Source organism: Ruegeria sp. CF8, assembly GCF_056537285.1.
The window spans coordinates 135,115-150,667 of record NZ_JBQFRG010000001.1; the positions used below are offsets into that span (position 1 = coordinate 135,115).

At 58.0% G+C, this 15,553-nt stretch carries 19 protein-coding genes and 1 tRNA gene; 12 read left to right on the forward strand and 8 right to left on the reverse strand.

Annotated features, from left to right (window positions below; translation table 11 throughout):
• Position 1 precedes the first annotated feature (1 nt).
• From ACR0EV_RS00660 to ACR0EV_RS00675, 4 genes are read right to left on the reverse strand one after another with little or no spacing between them, the layout of a single operon-like run.
• On the reverse strand, positions 2-1,342 hold the full coding sequence (locus ACR0EV_RS00660; RefSeq protein ID WP_480798340.1) for an NAD(P)/FAD-dependent oxidoreductase: 1,341 nt from the start codon (positions 1,340-1,342) through the stop codon (positions 2-4).
• Positions 1,339-2,835 (reverse strand): aldehyde dehydrogenase, encoded by a 1,497-nt coding sequence (locus ACR0EV_RS00665; RefSeq protein ID WP_480798341.1) that lies wholly within the window; start codon positions 2,833-2,835, stop codon positions 1,339-1,341. Before ACR0EV_RS00665 ends, ACR0EV_RS00660 begins: the two co-directional genes overlap by 4 nt.
• Positions 2,836-2,840: 5 nt before the next feature.
• Entirely contained in the window at positions 2,841-3,758 is a 918-nt protein-coding gene (locus ACR0EV_RS00670; protein WP_480798342.1) for a dihydrodipicolinate synthase family protein, read from the reverse strand.
• A gap of 7 nt (positions 3,759-3,765) precedes the next feature.
• Entirely contained in the window at positions 3,766-4,476 is a 711-nt protein-coding gene (locus ACR0EV_RS00675; protein WP_480798343.1) for a GntR family transcriptional regulator, read from the reverse strand.
• A gap of 162 nt (positions 4,477-4,638) precedes the next feature.
• Here ACR0EV_RS00675 and ACR0EV_RS00680 point away from each other — a divergent pair, with 162 nt between their 5' ends.
• Complete coding sequence (locus tag ACR0EV_RS00680; protein ID WP_171647848.1) at positions 4,639-5,589, forward strand: GlxA family transcriptional regulator; 951 nt, start codon at positions 4,639-4,641, stop codon at positions 5,587-5,589.
• Positions 5,590-5,925: 336 nt separating this feature from the next.
• Here ACR0EV_RS00680 and ACR0EV_RS00685 read toward each other — a convergent pair.
• Positions 5,926-6,000, reverse strand: a tRNA-Thr gene (locus ACR0EV_RS00685).
• 83 nt (positions 6,001-6,083) lie between these two features.
• Here ACR0EV_RS00685 and ACR0EV_RS00690 point away from each other — a divergent pair.
• The 9 genes from ACR0EV_RS00690 to ACR0EV_RS00730 all read left to right on the forward strand — a co-directional run bounded on the left by ACR0EV_RS00690 (position 6,084) and on the right by ACR0EV_RS00730 (position 11,894).
• Positions 6,084-6,239 (forward strand): hypothetical protein, encoded by a 156-nt coding sequence (locus ACR0EV_RS00690; protein ID WP_170346170.1) that lies wholly within the window; start codon positions 6,084-6,086, stop codon positions 6,237-6,239.
• Positions 6,240-6,245: 6 nt separating this feature from the next.
• Positions 6,246-7,514, forward strand: coding sequence for a UDP-N-acetylglucosamine 1-carboxyvinyltransferase (murA, locus tag ACR0EV_RS00695; protein ID WP_480798344.1), 1,269 nt, complete (start codon positions 6,246-6,248; stop codon positions 7,512-7,514).
• Positions 7,511-7,987 (forward strand): DUF2948 family protein, encoded by a 477-nt coding sequence (locus tag ACR0EV_RS00700; RefSeq protein ID WP_480798345.1) that lies wholly within the window; start codon positions 7,511-7,513, stop codon positions 7,985-7,987. The genes murA and ACR0EV_RS00700 overlap by 4 nt, the downstream gene beginning before the upstream one ends.
• Positions 7,988-8,509: a GNAT family N-acetyltransferase gene (locus ACR0EV_RS00705; RefSeq protein ID WP_480798346.1), complete on the forward strand. Its 522-nt coding sequence runs from the start codon at positions 7,988-7,990 to the stop codon at positions 8,507-8,509.
• Positions 8,510-8,570: 61 nt separating this feature from the next.
• Positions 8,571-9,872, forward strand: coding sequence for a histidinol dehydrogenase (gene hisD / locus ACR0EV_RS00710; RefSeq protein WP_480798347.1), 1,302 nt, complete (start codon positions 8,571-8,573; stop codon positions 9,870-9,872).
• A 98-nt stretch (positions 9,873-9,970) separates the two neighbouring features.
• The gene (locus tag ACR0EV_RS00715) at positions 9,971-10,450 is read left to right on the forward strand and encodes a UPF0262 family protein (RefSeq protein ID WP_171091315.1); all 480 of its coding nucleotides are present in this window, start codon (positions 9,971-9,973) and stop codon (positions 10,448-10,450) included.
• Positions 10,451-10,453: 3 nt separating this feature from the next.
• On the forward strand, positions 10,454-10,906 hold the full coding sequence (locus ACR0EV_RS00720; RefSeq protein WP_171091313.1) for an arsenate reductase/protein-tyrosine-phosphatase family protein: 453 nt from the start codon (positions 10,454-10,456) through the stop codon (positions 10,904-10,906).
• A 3-nt stretch (positions 10,907-10,909) separates the two neighbouring features.
• Entirely contained in the window at positions 10,910-11,308 is a 399-nt protein-coding gene (locus ACR0EV_RS00725; protein ID WP_480798348.1) for a ketosteroid isomerase-related protein, read from the forward strand.
• Positions 11,301-11,894 carry a GNAT family N-acetyltransferase gene (locus ACR0EV_RS00730; protein ID WP_480798349.1) on the forward strand — a complete coding sequence of 198 codons (594 nt, stop codon included), beginning with the start codon at positions 11,301-11,303 and terminating at the stop codon, positions 11,892-11,894. The genes ACR0EV_RS00725 and ACR0EV_RS00730 overlap by 8 nt, the downstream gene beginning before the upstream one ends.
• Before the next feature lie 7 nt (positions 11,895-11,901).
• Here ACR0EV_RS00730 and ACR0EV_RS00735 read toward each other — a convergent pair whose 3' ends face one another.
• From ACR0EV_RS00735 to ACR0EV_RS00745, 3 genes are all read right to left on the reverse strand, one after another.
• A complete protein-coding gene (locus ACR0EV_RS00735) occupies positions 11,902-12,117 on the reverse strand; it encodes a hypothetical protein (RefSeq protein ID WP_480798350.1) in 216 nt (71 codons plus the stop codon).
• A gap of 112 nt (positions 12,118-12,229) precedes the next feature.
• Positions 12,230-12,883, reverse strand: coding sequence for a DUF1826 domain-containing protein (locus tag ACR0EV_RS00740; protein WP_480798351.1), 654 nt, complete (start codon positions 12,881-12,883; stop codon positions 12,230-12,232).
• A complete protein-coding gene (locus ACR0EV_RS00745) occupies positions 12,880-14,091 on the reverse strand; it encodes a GTP-binding protein (protein WP_480798352.1) in 1,212 nt (403 codons plus the stop codon). Before ACR0EV_RS00745 ends, ACR0EV_RS00740 begins: the two co-directional genes overlap by 4 nt.
• Positions 14,092-14,366: 275 nt before the next feature.
• Between ACR0EV_RS00745 and ACR0EV_RS00750 the strand changes: the two genes are divergently transcribed.
• Positions 14,367-15,242, forward strand: coding sequence for a carbon-nitrogen hydrolase family protein (locus ACR0EV_RS00750; RefSeq protein WP_480798353.1), 876 nt, complete (start codon positions 14,367-14,369; stop codon positions 15,240-15,242).
• Positions 15,243-15,333: 91 nt separating this feature from the next.
• Positions 15,334-15,552: a translation initiation factor IF-1 gene (gene infA, locus ACR0EV_RS00755; RefSeq protein ID WP_005978431.1), complete on the forward strand. Its 219-nt coding sequence runs from the start codon at positions 15,334-15,336 to the stop codon at positions 15,550-15,552.
• The last annotated feature ends 1 nt before the right edge of the window (position 15,553 follow it).

The following is a 15,553-nucleotide window of genomic DNA, read 5'->3' on the forward strand; positions in this document are numbered from 1 at the left end:
ATCATTCCTTGCCGGATCGCCATTCTTTCCAGAACAGGTAGCTGTTTGCCCCAAGCGATGCGAATGGCTCGGGCGGCAGGCGCGGAAGGTCCGGCTGCGCTAGAAAGTGATCCGCGATCTCTGATCCGCCTTGCATCACCAGTTCTGCGATCCCCATGCCCTGCAGGGTCCCTCGGGCGATTCCAAGACCATTCTGACAGCAGGCCGAAAATACGCCGTTTTCAAGCTCACCAAACGCTGCGGACCCGTTTCTGCTAAGGCAGAGCATTCCGGCCCAGCGGTGCTCCATCTTGACGTCTGGCAGGTGCGGGAAACGTTCCTTGAACTTGCGGTCATGTACCCGGCCAGCATTGCGCATTCGCGTCGCACTGGTTTCGATCGTCGGATGAAAGCTGGAACCGGTGCGGATCAGGATGCGATCGCCGTAGCTGCCGGAAATGCGCCGTACCGATGTGCCCATCGGATCCGCCGGTGTCACTGACCAGCGCGATTGTCCACCAAGCGTCTTGATCTGTGCCTCGGTCAGCGGGGCCGAGATCGAGGCGTAAAGGCAGATATGCATCAATCGTCGCTGGTAGAACCCAAAGCTTTCGAGATGGCCATTATTGGCCAGAATGATCCGCCCGGTGCTGACCCTGGCTTTGGCTGTGTTGACCACCCAGCCTGCGCCCTGCTTTTCGAAACTGGTGACGGGCGAGTTCTCGAACACGGCAATCTGATCAGCCAATTGGGCTGAAAGCGCCCGCACGTAGGCTGCGGGCTGGATCATCACTGTTCCTGGTGCGTAAAGCCCCGAGGTGTAGTGTGGGCTGCCCGTGATCTCTTGCATCTGCTGCTGGTCGTAGAGCGTATGCGGCTCGCCCAATTTCGTCAGATGTTCTGCAAACTCTTTATTGTGCGCGTCGCCCACTTTGGTGGCGGCTGCATTGTACTTGCCGCAGGGGTCGAACATCTCTTGCGGCAGTGCGCAGTCCGAGGCTACGTCGGTCGCAAAAGCTATGGCCTTGCGGTTCAACGCAATGGCAGCACGATCTGCCTCTAACGCATCGCCCGCGTAGTTGTCCGAGGCCAGATCATGTGGCAGGTCGATCATAAATCCCGAGTTTCGCCCTGCAGAGCCATCGGCAAATCGGCCGGCTTCCAGTAGAACGACCTTGAGTGACGGATCCAGTTGATACAGACGCCGCGCCGTGCTGAGCCCGGCGAACCCACCGCCGACAATTGTGATGTCAGCGGTCAGGTCCTTGTCCAGCTCCGGCAGGGGCGTCTGGGGTGGCAGGATGGCATTCCATCCCGCCGGGCCCGTCTGTCGGGGTAGTCGTTTGGCCTTGAACCGCGTCAATCCACGGCCTCGTCTGCGTCATCGGCCAGATCGATCCAGATCGTTTTCAACTGGGTGTACTGATCGTGGGCGTGGACCGAATTGTCGCGACCGCCAAAGCCCGACTGCTTGTAGCCGCCAAATGGCGTGGTGATGTCGCCTTCGCCAAAGCTGTTGACCGTCACAGTGCCCGCCCGGATTGCCCGCGCGCCTCGAATTGCGCGCTTGGCATTGGCCGTGAAGATCGAGGCGCACAAGCCATAGTCAGTGTCATTGGCAATCTTGATGGCTTCGTCAAAACCCGAAACTTCGATTACCGACAGAACCGGGCCAAAGATCTCCTCTCGCGCCAGGGTGGCGTCATTGCCGGGCACTTCGACCACAGTGGCCTCGACAAAGCCTTTGTCAGCTTTGCCACCGATCACCACGTTTTCGGCCTGATCCAGATAGCCGCAGACCTTATTGTAATGCCCTTCGCTTACCAGCGCGCCCATGCGGGTTTCCGGGTCCAGCGGGTCGCCGATATTCCACTGTTTGGCATGATGCGCGATGCGCTCCAGCAGCTCGGCCTTCGCATCCTTGTGCACGATCAGGCGGGAAGAGGCCGAGCAGTTCTCGCCCATATTCCAGAACGCGCCGTTGACAACATGCGCGGCCACACGGTCAAGGTTTTCAGCGTCATCCATGACGATGGCCGGGTTTTTGCCGCCCATCTCCAGCACCACCTCTTTGGCGTTACTTTCGGCGGAATAGGTCAGGAACCGTTTGCCGGTCACGGTCGAACCGGTGAAAGACACCATGTCAATATCCATATTCCGCCCGATGGGTTCGCCGACCTCTGCGCCGCCGCCCGGAACGATGTTCAGAACGCCGCGGGGCAACCCAGCCTCCATCGCCAGCTCGGCCATACGCAGTGCGGTCAGCGTGGTTTCCGCCGCTGGTTTCACCACCACTGAACACCCTGCCGCCAGAGCCGGCCCGATCTTCCATGCCAGCATCAGCAACGGGAAGTTCCAGGGCAGCACCAGACCGACGACGCCAATCGGTTCGCGCACGACCATGGCGATGTGATCGTCGCTGGCCGGCGAGACCTGATCGTAAATCTTGTCAATCGCCTCAGCGTGCCATTTCAGGCAGTGGATCGTCTCGGGCACATCCACGGTTTCGCAATCAAAGATGGTCTTGCCGCTGTCGATGCTTTCCATCACCGCCAGTTCGCGCGCATTGCGGGTCATCAGTTTGCACAGCCGGATCAGCACATCCTTGCGTTCGGACGGATGCAGCTTGGACCAACGGCCATCGTCAAACGCCTCGCGCGCCTTTTCGACAGCAAAGTCCACATCCGCTGCGCCGCAAGATGCGATATCTGCCAGTTTGTCGCCAGTGGCTGGGTTCACTGTCTCAAAGGTCTCACCCGAAATCGCGGGACGGAAGGCACCGTCGATGAAAGCGCCTGTGGGCAGCGTCAAGCCTGCGGCGATGGATTTGTATTCGTCCTGTGTCAGCAGATCCATGTCTCTTACCCCTCAGCCACAATGTCAGCGATTGTCTTCTTGAGCACACGCGTCACCTGTTCCAATGCGCGTTTGTCGTCTTTGTTCAGACCCTTCAGCGGAGGCCGCATGGCGCCCGCATCGATCCCGTTCATAGTCACGCCATGCTTGATGGTCTGGATGAACTTTCCACCCTGTTCCAACACCCGCATCAGCGGCATCATGGCCGACATGATCCGCCGACCTTTGGAGAAATTCCCCTCAATCACGCAGGCATTGTAAAGCGCCACATGCTCGGCAGGCAGGAAGTTCGACCCGCCACAGACCCAGAACGGTGCGCCCCAGGCGAAGAACTCCAGCGCCTGGTCGTCCATACCGCAGCCCAGCTGGATGTGCGGATAATCCCGCGCCAGCAGGTGCACCCTGTTGATATCGCCCGAACTTTCCTTGATGCCGCAGAAGTTCCGGCTGCGGCCTACACGGTCAAGGAATTCCTCACCCATCATCGTGCCGGTGCGGTGCGGGTAGTTGTACAGCATTACAGGCAGGTCCGCGGCCTTGTCGATGGCCAGTGCGTTCAGTGCGTTTTCGCGGTCGGTTGGCACCGAATAGGGCGGGCTGGCGAGTAGGATAGCATCCGCACCAATCTCACGTGCGCCCGATGCAAGGGCAATCGAGTCCGACGTCAGCATCGCACCTGTGCCAACCACTAACGGCAGTCTGCCATTCAGCTTCTTATGGGTGAATTTGGCCAACTCCAGCCGTTCGTCCACGGTCTGAGCATAGTTTTCACCGGTTGAGCCGCCCGAAATTAGACCGTGCACGCCGTTCTCGATCAGATATTCGATCACGTCGGACAGGGCGTCCCAATTTACGCTGCCATCATCGTGATAGGGCGTGACCACAGGGGTATAGATACCCTCAAACTTGAAAATCGGGTTCATTCCGTCCTCATGCAGGTTTCGAAAGGGGCGGGACGCCCATTGGGACATCCAACGCGTCAGGCATCACGAACATCTCAATTTGATCGCGTGACAGGTTCCAATGATCTTCTGCCAGCTTCGCGGCGGCGGCTTCATCTCGTGCCTCGATCGCTGCGATGATCGCGTCATGCTGCTGACTGGCAAGGGACAGGTTTTCTGACATTTCACCGCTTTGCGGGCGATAAAACGTCATACCGATCCTTGCGTGATCGATCAGCAGTCGGTTGAACGACGGCAGAAGGTAGACATTACCGGACATTTCGCCGGTCACATCGTGAAAACGGTTGTTGGCCAGTGCTCGGTCTTCGCCAGAGCCCTTGCGCAGCGCCGCTTTGAACGCTTGCTGCGCGTCTTTTAGAGCGTCGATCTGCGCCGCGCGCGCGTTCACCGCCGCCAGACGCAGGATCGCGCCGTACACCATTGGGGCGGCAAGGAAGAAATCGCGCAGCGTGGTATACGACATCTCGGAAACCCGCGCGCTGCGATTTGTTCGCAGATCCAGATAGCCTTCTCCGGCCAGTTGCCTGAAGACCTCGCGCAGCGGTGTGCGTGACAAACCAAATTCGTCGGACAAATGCGCTTCGTCCAGATCTGTGCCTGGCTGCAGGCGCAGCGTCAGGATGGATGTTTTCAGATGCTCTTGTAACGCGGTTTTACGCGATTTGGCTTCGTCTTTCATTCCCTGAATCCGTTCTTTCGCTGCCGCGTTCGAATCGTGCGCGGTGAGTGCTATGTATTCCAAGAAAATACAACTTGTATACAAAAAAATTTCGTGCAGCATGGGCGCCTGCAAAATAGACTCACATTTGGGCGCTGCCCCAATTTCAAAACGGTACAACTCATGCCACAAACTCGGCACATCACATTTGTCTTGGTTGAAGAGTTCTCGCACCTCGCGTTCTCATGCGCGGTCGAACCGCTGCGCATTGCAAACCTTGTAAGCGGGGAAGACCTGTATAGCTGGAACTTCGTTTCCGAACAGGGCGAACAAGCGGTGTGCTCCAACGGGTCAGTTACACTGGTGCATTCCGGACTGGAAAGCCTAACCAAATGTGACCAGCTTTTTGTTCTGTCGGGTATCCACATGCGCAAGCATGTCACGCGTCCTTTGCTTGCTACCCTGCGACGCGAACGCGCCCGCGGCACGCCGATCGGGGCCCTTTGCTCGGGTGCCTGGGTTTTGGCCGAGGCCGGTTTTCTTGACGGTATGCAGGCTGCGATCCACTGGGAATACCATGACGCTTTCATGGAGGCGTTTCCCGAAGTTAATCTGGTCCGCAGCGTGTTCGTGGCTGACGAAAAGCACATTACTGCGTCCGGCGGTACTGCGACGGCAGACTTGATGCTTCACCTGATCGAGCGCGACCATGGCGAAGAGTTGGCAATCGATGTGGCTGATCAGATGGTTTACAACGCGGTGCGCAATGCAACGGCGAAACAGCGGGTTTCGCTGCAATCACGCAATGGCATGCGCAATGCGCATCTCGCCAAGGCGATCAACATCATGCAGGACAGTATAGAAACCCCTGTCTCACCGTCCTTCATTGCCGAAGAGCTTGGAATTTCCACTCGGCAGCTTGAACGGTTGTTCGGGAAGTACCTGAATACGTCACCCAAGAAGTACTTCATGGAGATGCGGTTGGAGCGCGCCCAGAAGTTGCTGCTGCAAACCGAGGCCTCGGTCACCGAGATTGCAATTGCCTGCGGGTTCGAAAACCCCGGCCACTTTTCGCGCGTGTACCGATCCAGCTTTGGTGTCACACCGCACGCGCAGCGCAACAAGATCGACTGAGTACCGTTTACGTAAGAATTCTGCTGTTCGATACGGCAGGGGATGCCGCATTTCACCGGTCCAAAACGGACCAGAGCGGGCATCCCCCTAACCCTGCCGAGATACCCCCTCATTAAAACCGGACTAGTCAACAGATCGACAGGATGATTTAGCAATAGATTGCGATATTGGCATAACTATTACGAGAACTTGTCATCGATGAGTTTCTTGTGCCCACATTCCTTAATCTTTGCCTTAATTTCGGTCTTCGGATCTCTCATGAGAGGCCGTGAGCCCGCAGGAAAACACACGTTTTTCCGCGCCCAACGCGACATAGTTTTTTGCTTTTGCGGGGAATGGTGCTGCTGGAGAGAATTGAACTCTCGACCTCTCCCTTACCAAGGGAGTGCTCTACCTCTGAGCTACAGCAGCGCTGTGGGCGGGTGATTAGACTCAAACGATACGCGGCGCAAGGGTGTCTGGACGGTTTTTTTCGCCTCCTGTAGAGAAAGATCATGACAGATAAAAATTCACCAAAAAAACAAGGCAAATCCGGGGACGCGCGGGAAGAGCGTTTGAAGGCGGCGCTGAAGGCGAATATGGCGCGGCGCAAGGCGCAAGCCAAGGCGCGGGCAGCCTCGGGGGACAAAGCCGATAAGGACGAGGGATAAGAGCAGATGGATTCGATTCTTGTAACGGGCAACGGCCCGCTGAACGGGCAAATTCCGATCGCGGGGGCCAAGAACGCGTGCCTGACGCTGATGCCCGCAACTTTGCTGAGCGAAGAACCGCTGACGCTGACCAATGCGCCGCGACTGAGCGACATCAAAACCATGACCGCCCTGCTGCAATCGCTGGGGGCCGAAGTGTCGTCGCTGCAGGACGGACAGGTGATCGCGATGTCGAGCCACAGCCTGACCAGTCAGACAGCTGACTATGACATCGTGCGCAAGATGCGCGCGTCGAACCTGGTGCTTGGCCCTTTGCTGGCGCGTTTTGGGCAGGCGGTTGTCTCGCTGCCCGGTGGTTGCGCGATTGGCGCGCGTCCGATGGACCTGCATGTCGAAGGGCTTGAGGCGCTGGGTGCGGAGATCGAGCTGAAAGACGGGTATCTACACGCTAAGGCACAGGGCGGGTTGAAAGGCGCGGTGCATGAGATGCGCTTTGCCTCGGTTGGGGCAACTGAAAACATCGTCATGGCTGCGACGCTGGCCAAGGGAACCACTGTTCTGAAGAATGCCGCGCGCGAGCCTGAGATCGTCGATCTGGTCGAATGTCTGCGCAAGATGGGGGCCCAGATTTCGGGCGAGGGGACCTCGACCATTGAAATCCAGGGTGTCGACCGGTTGCATGGTGCCACGCATCAGGTCGTTACGGACCGGATCGAACTGGGCACCTATATGCTGGCGCCCGCGATTTGCGGCGGCGAGGTAGAATTGCTGGGCGGGCGCATGTCGCTGGTCGAATCCTTCGCCAAGAAACTGGACGCTGCCGGCATCAACGTCACAGAAACCGAAAAGGGGCTGAAAGTGGCGCGCAAGAATGGCCGCGTTCAGGCCGTGGATGTGGTGACAGAGCCGTTTCCGGGCTTCCCGACGGACCTTCAGGCGCAGATGATGGCGCTGATGTGCACTGCCGAAGGAACCTCGGTGCTGGAAGAACGCATTTTCGAAAACCGATTCATGCACGCACCCGAACTGGTGCGCATGGGCGCGAATATCGAGGTGCATGGTGGCACAGCCACAGTCACCGGTGTTGAAAGCCTGAAAGGTGCGCCAGTTATGGCAACGGACCTGCGCGCCTCGGTCTCGCTGATTCTGGCGGGGCTGGCGGCAGAAGGTGAAACAACGGTCAGCCGGGTCTATCATCTGGACCGCGGATATGAGCATGTGGTGCGCAAGCTGGAAGGCGTGGGTGCAAAAATCGAACGGATCAAGGGCCAATGACAGACGCAAGTTTTGAAGACGGGCGCGAGGCCCCGCTGAATCTGGGCGCTGAGGACAGCGACGACCTTCAGGTCATCTCGACACTGGCGCAGGACGCGGTTTTCCCGGTGACCGAGATGAAGTGGCAGCCGTCGCAGCGCCGTTTTGGTCTGCTGCTGAACCGCTTTCGTTGGGAAGATAAGGACGCTGCCACCCGCCGTGATCGCCCGTTCGAGCGGGTGCAATCCGTGCTGGTATTTGATTCGGTCCTTTCCGTGGCCAGCCAGGGCGTTGATCGAAGTGACACAGATATGATCATGTCCCTTCTCTCGGTCGATTTCGAAGCGGGCGAGGATGGCGCTGGTCAAATCTTGCTGACATTGGCGGGCGACGGTGTGATCCGTCTTAAGGTCGAAGCCGTCGACGTGACCCTTAAGGATGTAACCCGCCCGTATCTGGCCCCGTCGGGTCAGGCCCCGCATCACCCCGAATAGATGCAGAATAAGCGCGGTATCTCTCAGGCGTTTTCCAAACCGTCAGGAGGCGTCGCGCTGCGTCCGGCCACCGTGTTCGACGTGTTCGACATCAGCCAGGTGCTGATCCGGTCGATCACACAGCTTTGTGTGGCCGACCACAATAACGATCCTGACAACCTAAAACAGTGGACCGCAAACAAGGATCCGGAAACCATCCGGGGTTGGTTCAGACCAGGGTCGCAGATCTGGGTGGCCGAGCATGAAGGGCAGGTGGCTGCCGTCGGAGGTTTGTTCGAGACCGGGAAGATCACCTTGCTCTACGTTGATCCGGGTCATGTGGGCAGCGGGGTTGGGGCCGCGCTGCTCAGTCAGTTGGAACAACAACTGGCTGCGTGCGGTTGCACCGAAGCGCATTTGGATGCGACTCGGACGGCGCGGGAGTTTTATCTACGCCATGGGTGGGAAGATACCGGACGGTGCAGTGACCGCCAGGATTTGTCCTGCTTGGCCATGCGCAAATCGCTGCACCCCGGCGACTGAGGGTTGAGACCCGACCCTCGCAGCGATATGTCCCATTGCGCAACGCTCGGAGTGCCTGATCATGCCCGTTTTCCTCGACACCACATCGCCCGATTTTGAGGATGCCTTCCAAACGCTGCTGTCTGCCAAGCGCGAAGACAGCCCAGATGTGGACGCAGTCGTGGCTCAGATCATCGATGATGTTCGCAACAGAGGTGACGCGGCGGTCATCGAGTTGACTGCTAAATTTGACCGTCTGGAGCTGACACCTAAAACACTGGCTTTCAGCGCGCACGAAATCTCAGACGCGGTGGCTGAGGTCGGGGCGGAAGATCGTACGGCACTGGAACTGGCTGCAGCCCGCATCCGATCTTACCACGAAAAGCAGATGCCCACCGATCACAGCTGGACGGATGAAGCCGGAGCCACGTTGGGTTGGCGTTGGTCTGCGGTCTCCGCCGCGGGGCTGTACGTGCCGGGCGGTCTGGCGTCCTATCCGTCGTCGGTGTTGATGAACGCCATTCCGGCTAAAGTGGCGGGCGTGGAGCGGCTGGCCATTGTGGTGCCTACGCCGGATGGACAAGTGAACCCGCTGGTGCTGCTGGCCGCGCAATTGGCGGGCGTGGACGAGATCTATCGCATCGGCGGAGCGCAGGCTGTGGCCGCACTGGCCTATGGCACCGACACTATCGCGCCGGTCGACAAGATCACCGGCCCGGGCAATGCCTTTGTTGCAGCCGCCAAACGCCGTGTCTTTGGAAAGGTCGGCATCGATATGATCGCGGGCCCGTCGGAGATTTTGGTGATTGCCGACAAGGATAACGACCCCGACTGGATCGCGCTGGATTTGCTCAGTCAGGCCGAACATGACGAAAGCGCGCAATCCATCCTGATCACAGACGATGCAACTTTCGGTCAACGCGTAGCTGAAGCAGTCGAAAAACGCCTTGAAACTCTGCAACGTCGCGCTATCGCTGGTGCCAGTTGGCGCGACTTCGGCGCAATCATCACCGTAAGCGATCTGGATGAGGCGGCAATCCTGTCCAACCGCATTGCGCCTGAACATCTGGAACTGTGCGTCGCAGATCCGGTGGCGTTGAGCGAAAAAACCATCCACGCCGGGGCGATCTTTCTGGGTCAATACACGCCCGAAGCCATCGGCGACTATGTCGGCGGCCCAAATCACGTGCTGCCGACTGCCCGGTCTGCTCGGTTCTCATCGGGGCTTAGCGTGATGGATTTCCTCAAGCGCACGACGCTTAGCCAGATGACCCCCGAAGCGCTGCGCGCCATTGGCCCCGCCGCCGAACAACTGGCGCAATCGGAGAGCCTTGAGGCGCATGGCTTGTCGGTTACGGCACGGCTGAACCGTCTGAATGGTTGAATTGACGCAAAGACCTGGCCTATGTGGCGTTTCTGTGCGTTGCTACGCGAATTTCGTTGTTATAGGTCTGTGCTGACACAAGGATTGTAGCTGTAAAGATGACCCGCATCTCGCATATCGAACTGGATGACCGAAACCTGCCGCCGCCGACGCCGGAGATCGAGCAGGAGCGCAAGGTTGCCATCTATGATTTGCTGGAAGAGAACAGTTTCTCTTTGCCCAAACGCGATGACCGCGTTGTGCCCGACGGGCCCTATCACCTGCAATTGTCGATCCGCGACAAGCGGCTGGTCTTTGACGTTGCAACAGAGGAAGAGCAGAAAGCGGCGGAATTTCATCTGTCGCTCGGCCCCTTTCGGCAAGTGGTCAAAGACTATTTCCAGATCTGCGAAAGCTATTTCGACGCGGTGAAATCGCTGCCGCCCAGCCAGATCGAAACCATCGATATGGCTCGGCGCGGTATCCACAACGAAGGCAGCCGCGTCTTGCAGGAAAGGTTAGAGGGCAAAGCCGACGTAGACACCGACACCGCCCGCCGCCTTTTCACGCTGATCTGCGTGCTGCATTTCGGAGGCTAACGGGTGACGCCTCTGCCGCAGTCGATCCTGTTCTGTTGCGACCACAACTCGGTTCGGTCCCCGATGGCCGAAGGCATCATGAAGAAATTCTACGGCACCGGCACTTACGTTCAGTCTGCCGGAGTTCATAACGATCTGGATATCGACGGCTTTTGCATTTCTGTCTGTCACGAAATCGGGGTCGAGCTGTCCCGCCACCGCACCCGATCCTTCGACGAAATGGAAGAGTGGGGCGATGACCTCAGTTCGTTCGATCTGATTGTTGCCTTGTCACCTGCCAGTCAGCGCAAAGCGCTGGAACTGACCCGGATTTTTCATCTGGATGTCGATTATTGGCCAATAATGGACCCTACCGGGATGGGTGAGACGCGCGAAACCAAGCTACACCACTACCGACAGACCCGCGATCAGATCATCAAGCATCTGAAAGACCGCTGGGGCGAACCAACGGAGTGACCGATGAACCAGACCGTTCAAACCTATTTCGAGGCATTCAACGCCGGTGATGTTGATGGCATGTTGGCCTGTTTGTCCGACGACGTGGCCCATCACGTGAACGAGGGCCAAATCCGTGTGGGCAAGGAAAAGTTTGCGGCCTTCTGCGCCCATATGAATCGCTGCTACAAAGAAAACCTGACCGATATCGTCGTTTTCGACGCCCAAGGTGGCACCCGCGCTGCGGCCGAATTCGTCGTGAATGGCACCTATTTGGAAACCGACGAAGGCCTGCCTGAAGCGCACGGCCAGACCTATCGTTTGCCTGCCGGATCGTTCTTTGATCTGAATGACGGCAAAATTACCCGCGTCACCACTTTTTACAATCTTGCGGACTGGACCAAACAGGTCTCGAATGGCTGAGGTCAGCGCTGTCCGCCCCCTGACTGGAGCGGCGCTTGAAGCCGCTTTGGACGATGTTGCCCGTCTGCGGATCAAGGTCTTTCACGACTGGCCTTACCTTTATGATGGCGACCTCGAGTATGAGCGTAAATATCTGCAATCCTACCGGGACAGTGATCAGGCCATCGTGGTCGGTGCTTTCGACGGCGACCGCCTGATCGGCGCGTCAACCGGTGCCCCCCTGATGGATCACGCCGAAGATTTCGCCGCCGCGTTTGAAGGCACAGGTCTTGAGTTGGGCGACACCTTCTATTGCGCAGAGTCGGTACTGTTACCGGAGTATCGTGGGCAAGGTGTCGGCCACAAATTCTTTGACGAACGTGAGGCCCATGCCCGCCGCCTTGGGTTTTCCAAAGCCGCATTCTGCGGGGTGCAACGCCCGGACGACCACCCGATGAGACCTGCACGATATCGCCCGCTCGACACCTTCTGGCGCGCACGCGGTTACACGCCTCTACCCGGCGTCATTGCGCAGTTTTCCTGGAAGGACATCGGAGAAGACGGCGAGACGCTTAAGCCGTTACAATTCTGGATCAGGGATCTTTAATCGTTGTCTACGGTGCGCGCCTGCGGCTTAAGAAACCGTATTTCACGGCCCAAGCCCGAAGCGAGAGGCGTTTGTGTTTGTCTTGTTTCACGGCCGTTTTGGATTGCTGACCGCCTTTGCGGTTGAACTCATAGACGTCAATGACACGCTCGGCGCACCCACAGGCTTCGCCCATCCCAACCTTGGCGAAGTAGAACTTCTCGAATTCTTCCTGTTTTTGCATCACGGGCCTCCTTCGCACATTCAAGCACGTCAGACGGCGGATGCCAATTCACGTTCCAGTCGGAGCATAACTGAGAGAAGGTCCCGGGCAGAGCATGCCCGGGCAATTGTTTTCAGTGCCCCAAGATCGGGTCAAACTCACTTTCAGGGTCAAGGACCGGATCCAGGACAAGCACCAACCGCGTCTCGCCCGTGCCTTCAATCGGAGGCGAGCGGTGCAGAAACCCGGGATCCGGTTGAGCGGGCCAGAGCGTGCCACGTAATAGAATTGGTGCGCCGGTTGGGGTTGTGAAAACGCGCGAAGGGTCGGCGCCATCTGCCGAGACCCCATATTGCGTTCCCGTTCCCTTATAGGTGCAGACGAGGCGCGCGGTCACGGCATCGATGTGGAACCTGCGGCATGCATTGGTCGTTATCACGTCCAACCGCAGCCGCAGCCATTTCGCGTTCATCAGACCGGCAAAGATATCGGACAGCGCTGCAATGTCATCCACCAGCCGATCGCGCTCTGCGCCCGGTGGCGTGCCCCGCGCGTCGCACACTTCTGAAACAGCCTCGCGCACCAACTCGGGGCGCAGGATCACGCGGGTTTTGGGCAACTGTTCGGGTTCAAGCCCGTTCAGCCACGATTGAAAACCCTGCAACGGTTGTCTGTTCCATACGGCCGCAGCGCGGCCGGGCTTGTGAATGGCTGAAAGACTGTCCGGCGTGGTGCAAATCTCGATCCCCATAGCCGCGTCTTGTACGATGTTCTGCACAATGCTCATGCCGCAGCCTCGGCGCGGCGCCAGATCGGGAAGGGGTCTGGCAGCTTTGGCAGGTCTTCAAGACGGCTTGCAGCGACAGCGGGCAGCAGTGCGGTATCCAATCGGGCTTTCAGTTTAGGCCAGTCGATGCCGCTGCCTATAAAGACGATCTCTTGCCGACGGTCGCCCCAGGGTTCTTGCCAATGGGCCTGCATGTACGCGCGTGCGCTTTCGTGATCGGGGCGGCGTTCTTCTGGCACGGTTGCCCACCAAGTGCCCAGTGGCTGCACGGACGACAACGCGCCTGCCAGTGAAAACTCAGCCACCCAATCCGGGCGCGTGGCGATCCAGAAATGGCCCTTGGCCCGGATCACACCGGGCAGATCGCCATTCAGGATTTCAAGGATCTTTTCAGGGATAAAGGGCTGCCGCGCCCGGTACACATAGCTGGTGACGCCATATTCTTCGGTTTCCGGCACGTGATCGGCAAATCCATAAAGTTCTTTGGCCCACATCGGGTGCTCATGCGCCTTTTCGAAGTCGAACAGCCCGGTATCCAGAATTTCGTCTGCGGCAACATCTGAGTGGTTGGTTTCAATAATCTTTGCATCCGCGTTCAGGCTTCGGATGATCTTGCGCGCAGCTTCTACGCGGTCTGGCCCGGCGTCGGCAACCTTGTTCAAAATGACCACATCGGCAAATTCGATCTGATCGGTCAGCAAATGTACCAACGTGCGCTCATCTTCTTCACCCATCGTCTCGCCCCGGTCGCGTAGGAAATCGTGGCTTGAGAAGTCATTGAGCAGATTGACCGCGTCGACAACAGTCACCATCGTGTCCAGGCGTGAAACATCCGACAGGCTTTCGCCAAGTTCATCGCGGAAGTCAAAGGTGGCCGCTACGGGCAGAGGCTCGGAAATACCGGTGGATTCGATCAGCAGGTAATCAAACCGCCCTTCTGATGCCAGCCTGCGCACCTCGTCCAGCAAGTCGTCGCGCAACGTGCAGCAGATGCAGCCGTTCGACATTTCGACCAATGTCTCGTCTGTGCGGGAAAGCTCGGTATCGGCGCGAACAAGATCGGCATCGATATTCACTTCGGACATGTCGTTAACAATCACGGCCACCCGTCGGCCATCGCGATTGTTCAGTACGCGGTTCAAGAGGGTTGTTTTGCCCGCGCCCAGAAAGCCGGACAGAACAGTGACCGGAAGTCGGGTTTCAGTCATGGGGTGCGCTCCTGTGTTTTTTTTTAGCCCGAATCGGGGGGCAGACGGGTGTTTGCCTTCGCCCGCTATAAATTGCCGGCTATGTAATGTTATTACATTATTAATGACAAGCCGGTTTTTGACGGGTTATCGTTTGATTGCTGAACCAGCGTCTCGCAACACCTCCACAGCGCTTGGGTGCGGGTCAGAAGGACGGCGCGGAAACAAATGCCCTGTACATGCCGCGCCGTCCTCTTCTAGTGTCGCGGCAACCGAGTCATAACAGATGCCAAATCATGAAAATCGCCACTGCCGCTTACGACCTCAGCTGGCTCGACAGTTGGGCACATTATGAAGACAAATTGGACCGCTGGGTCGCCGAAGCCGCAGGGAAGGGGGCCGAACTTCTGGTTTTTCCCGAATACGGCGCAATGGAGCTTTCCACTCTGGATGGGGTCGAGGTGGCAGGTGATCTGGAACGCTCAATCCATTCAGTGTCTGAGCGGATGGGGGATGTGCAAACCCTGCACAGCCGCCTTGCGAGGACATACAACACATACATCGTGGGCGCTTCCGCACCGGTTGTGGATGGCCACGGTCGTCCAGTGAACCGTGCCGCGTTTTATGCGCCGGACGGAGGTTGCGACCATCAGGACAAACAGATCATGACCCGATTCGAGCGTGAAGACTGGGACATTGCCCCCGGTGGTCCGCTGAAGCTGTTCAACACCGCGCTGGGCAAGATCGGGGTGCTCATCTGCTATGACAGCGAGTTCCCTTTGCTGGGCCGCGCCCTGAGCGAGGCGGATCTGATCCTTGTTCCGTCCTGCACCGAAGCCCTTTCCGGTTATTGGCGTGTTCGCATCGGCGCGATGTCAAGAGCATTGGAAAATCAATGCGTTACAGTGATGGCTTCGCTGGTCGGAAATAACGAATGGTCCCAGGCCGTGGACAAAAACACCGGTACGGGCGGTGTATTCGGCCCGCCGGACAAGGGTTTTCCGGCCACAGGAGTGCTGGCCGAAGGCGCGCTGAACCAACCCGGCTGGACCTATGCCGAGGTGGATTTGAATGCAATTTCACAAGTCCGTACGGACGGCCATGTGCTGAACCGCGCTCATTGGCAGGAACAAGCCCCCCGAGTCGAATCGGTCACAATATCCAGCCTTTAGGTGATTCCGCCCTTGAAATAAGGGCAAAATAGGCTCATTTAGGCGCACATCCCTGCAGATTCTGCGGGTGCAACGTAATGATGGAGACAACATGGCCAAGGAAGATACGCTCGAATTTCCCGGTGTCGTGAAGGAACTCCTGCCTAATGCGACGTTTCGGGTCGAGCTGGAAAACGGCCATGAGATCATCGCACATACGGCAGGCAAGATGCGCAAGAACCGCATCCGTGTTCTGGCCGGCGATAAAGTTCAGGTCGAAATGACCCCGTATGATCTGACCAAAGGTCGGATCAACTACCGCTTCAAGTAAC

Excerpts from the sequence above, each read along its gene's own strand:
- ACR0EV_RS00665 (WP_480798341.1), bottom strand. The coding sequence starts at position 2,835 with ATGGATCTGCTGACACAGGACGAATACAAATCCATCGCCGCAGGCTTG.
- ACR0EV_RS00670 (WP_480798342.1), bottom strand. The coding sequence starts at position 3,758 with ATGAACCCGATTTTCAAGTTTGAGGGTATCTATACCCCTGTGGTCACG.
- ACR0EV_RS00675 (WP_480798343.1), bottom strand. The coding sequence starts at position 4,476 with ATGAAAGACGAAGCCAAATCGCGTAAAACCGCGTTACAAGAGCATCTG.
- ACR0EV_RS00680 (WP_171647848.1), top strand. The coding sequence starts at position 4,639 with ATGCCACAAACTCGGCACATCACATTTGTCTTGGTTGAAGAGTTCTCG.
- ACR0EV_RS00690 (WP_170346170.1), top strand. The coding sequence starts at position 6,084 with ATGACAGATAAAAATTCACCAAAAAAACAAGGCAAATCCGGGGACGCG.
- murA (WP_480798344.1), top strand. The coding sequence starts at position 6,246 with ATGGATTCGATTCTTGTAACGGGCAACGGCCCGCTGAACGGGCAAATT.
- ACR0EV_RS00700 (WP_480798345.1), top strand. The coding sequence starts at position 7,511 with ATGACAGACGCAAGTTTTGAAGACGGGCGCGAGGCCCCGCTGAATCTG.
- ACR0EV_RS00705 (WP_480798346.1), top strand. The coding sequence starts at position 7,988 with ATGCAGAATAAGCGCGGTATCTCTCAGGCGTTTTCCAAACCGTCAGGA.
- hisD (WP_480798347.1), top strand. The coding sequence starts at position 8,571 with ATGCCCGTTTTCCTCGACACCACATCGCCCGATTTTGAGGATGCCTTC.
- ACR0EV_RS00715 (WP_171091315.1), top strand. The coding sequence starts at position 9,971 with ATGACCCGCATCTCGCATATCGAACTGGATGACCGAAACCTGCCGCCG.
- ACR0EV_RS00725 (WP_480798348.1), top strand. The coding sequence starts at position 10,910 with ATGAACCAGACCGTTCAAACCTATTTCGAGGCATTCAACGCCGGTGAT.
- ACR0EV_RS00730 (WP_480798349.1), top strand. The coding sequence starts at position 11,301 with ATGGCTGAGGTCAGCGCTGTCCGCCCCCTGACTGGAGCGGCGCTTGAA.
- ACR0EV_RS00735 (WP_480798350.1), bottom strand. The coding sequence starts at position 12,117 with ATGCAAAAACAGGAAGAATTCGAGAAGTTCTACTTCGCCAAGGTTGGG.
- ACR0EV_RS00740 (WP_480798351.1), bottom strand. The coding sequence starts at position 12,883 with ATGAGCATTGTGCAGAACATCGTACAAGACGCGGCTATGGGGATCGAG.
- ACR0EV_RS00745 (WP_480798352.1), bottom strand. The coding sequence starts at position 14,091 with ATGACTGAAACCCGACTTCCGGTCACTGTTCTGTCCGGCTTTCTGGGC.
- ACR0EV_RS00750 (WP_480798353.1), top strand. The coding sequence starts at position 14,367 with ATGAAAATCGCCACTGCCGCTTACGACCTCAGCTGGCTCGACAGTTGG.
- infA (WP_005978431.1), top strand. The coding sequence starts at position 15,334 with ATGGCCAAGGAAGATACGCTCGAATTTCCCGGTGTCGTGAAGGAACTC.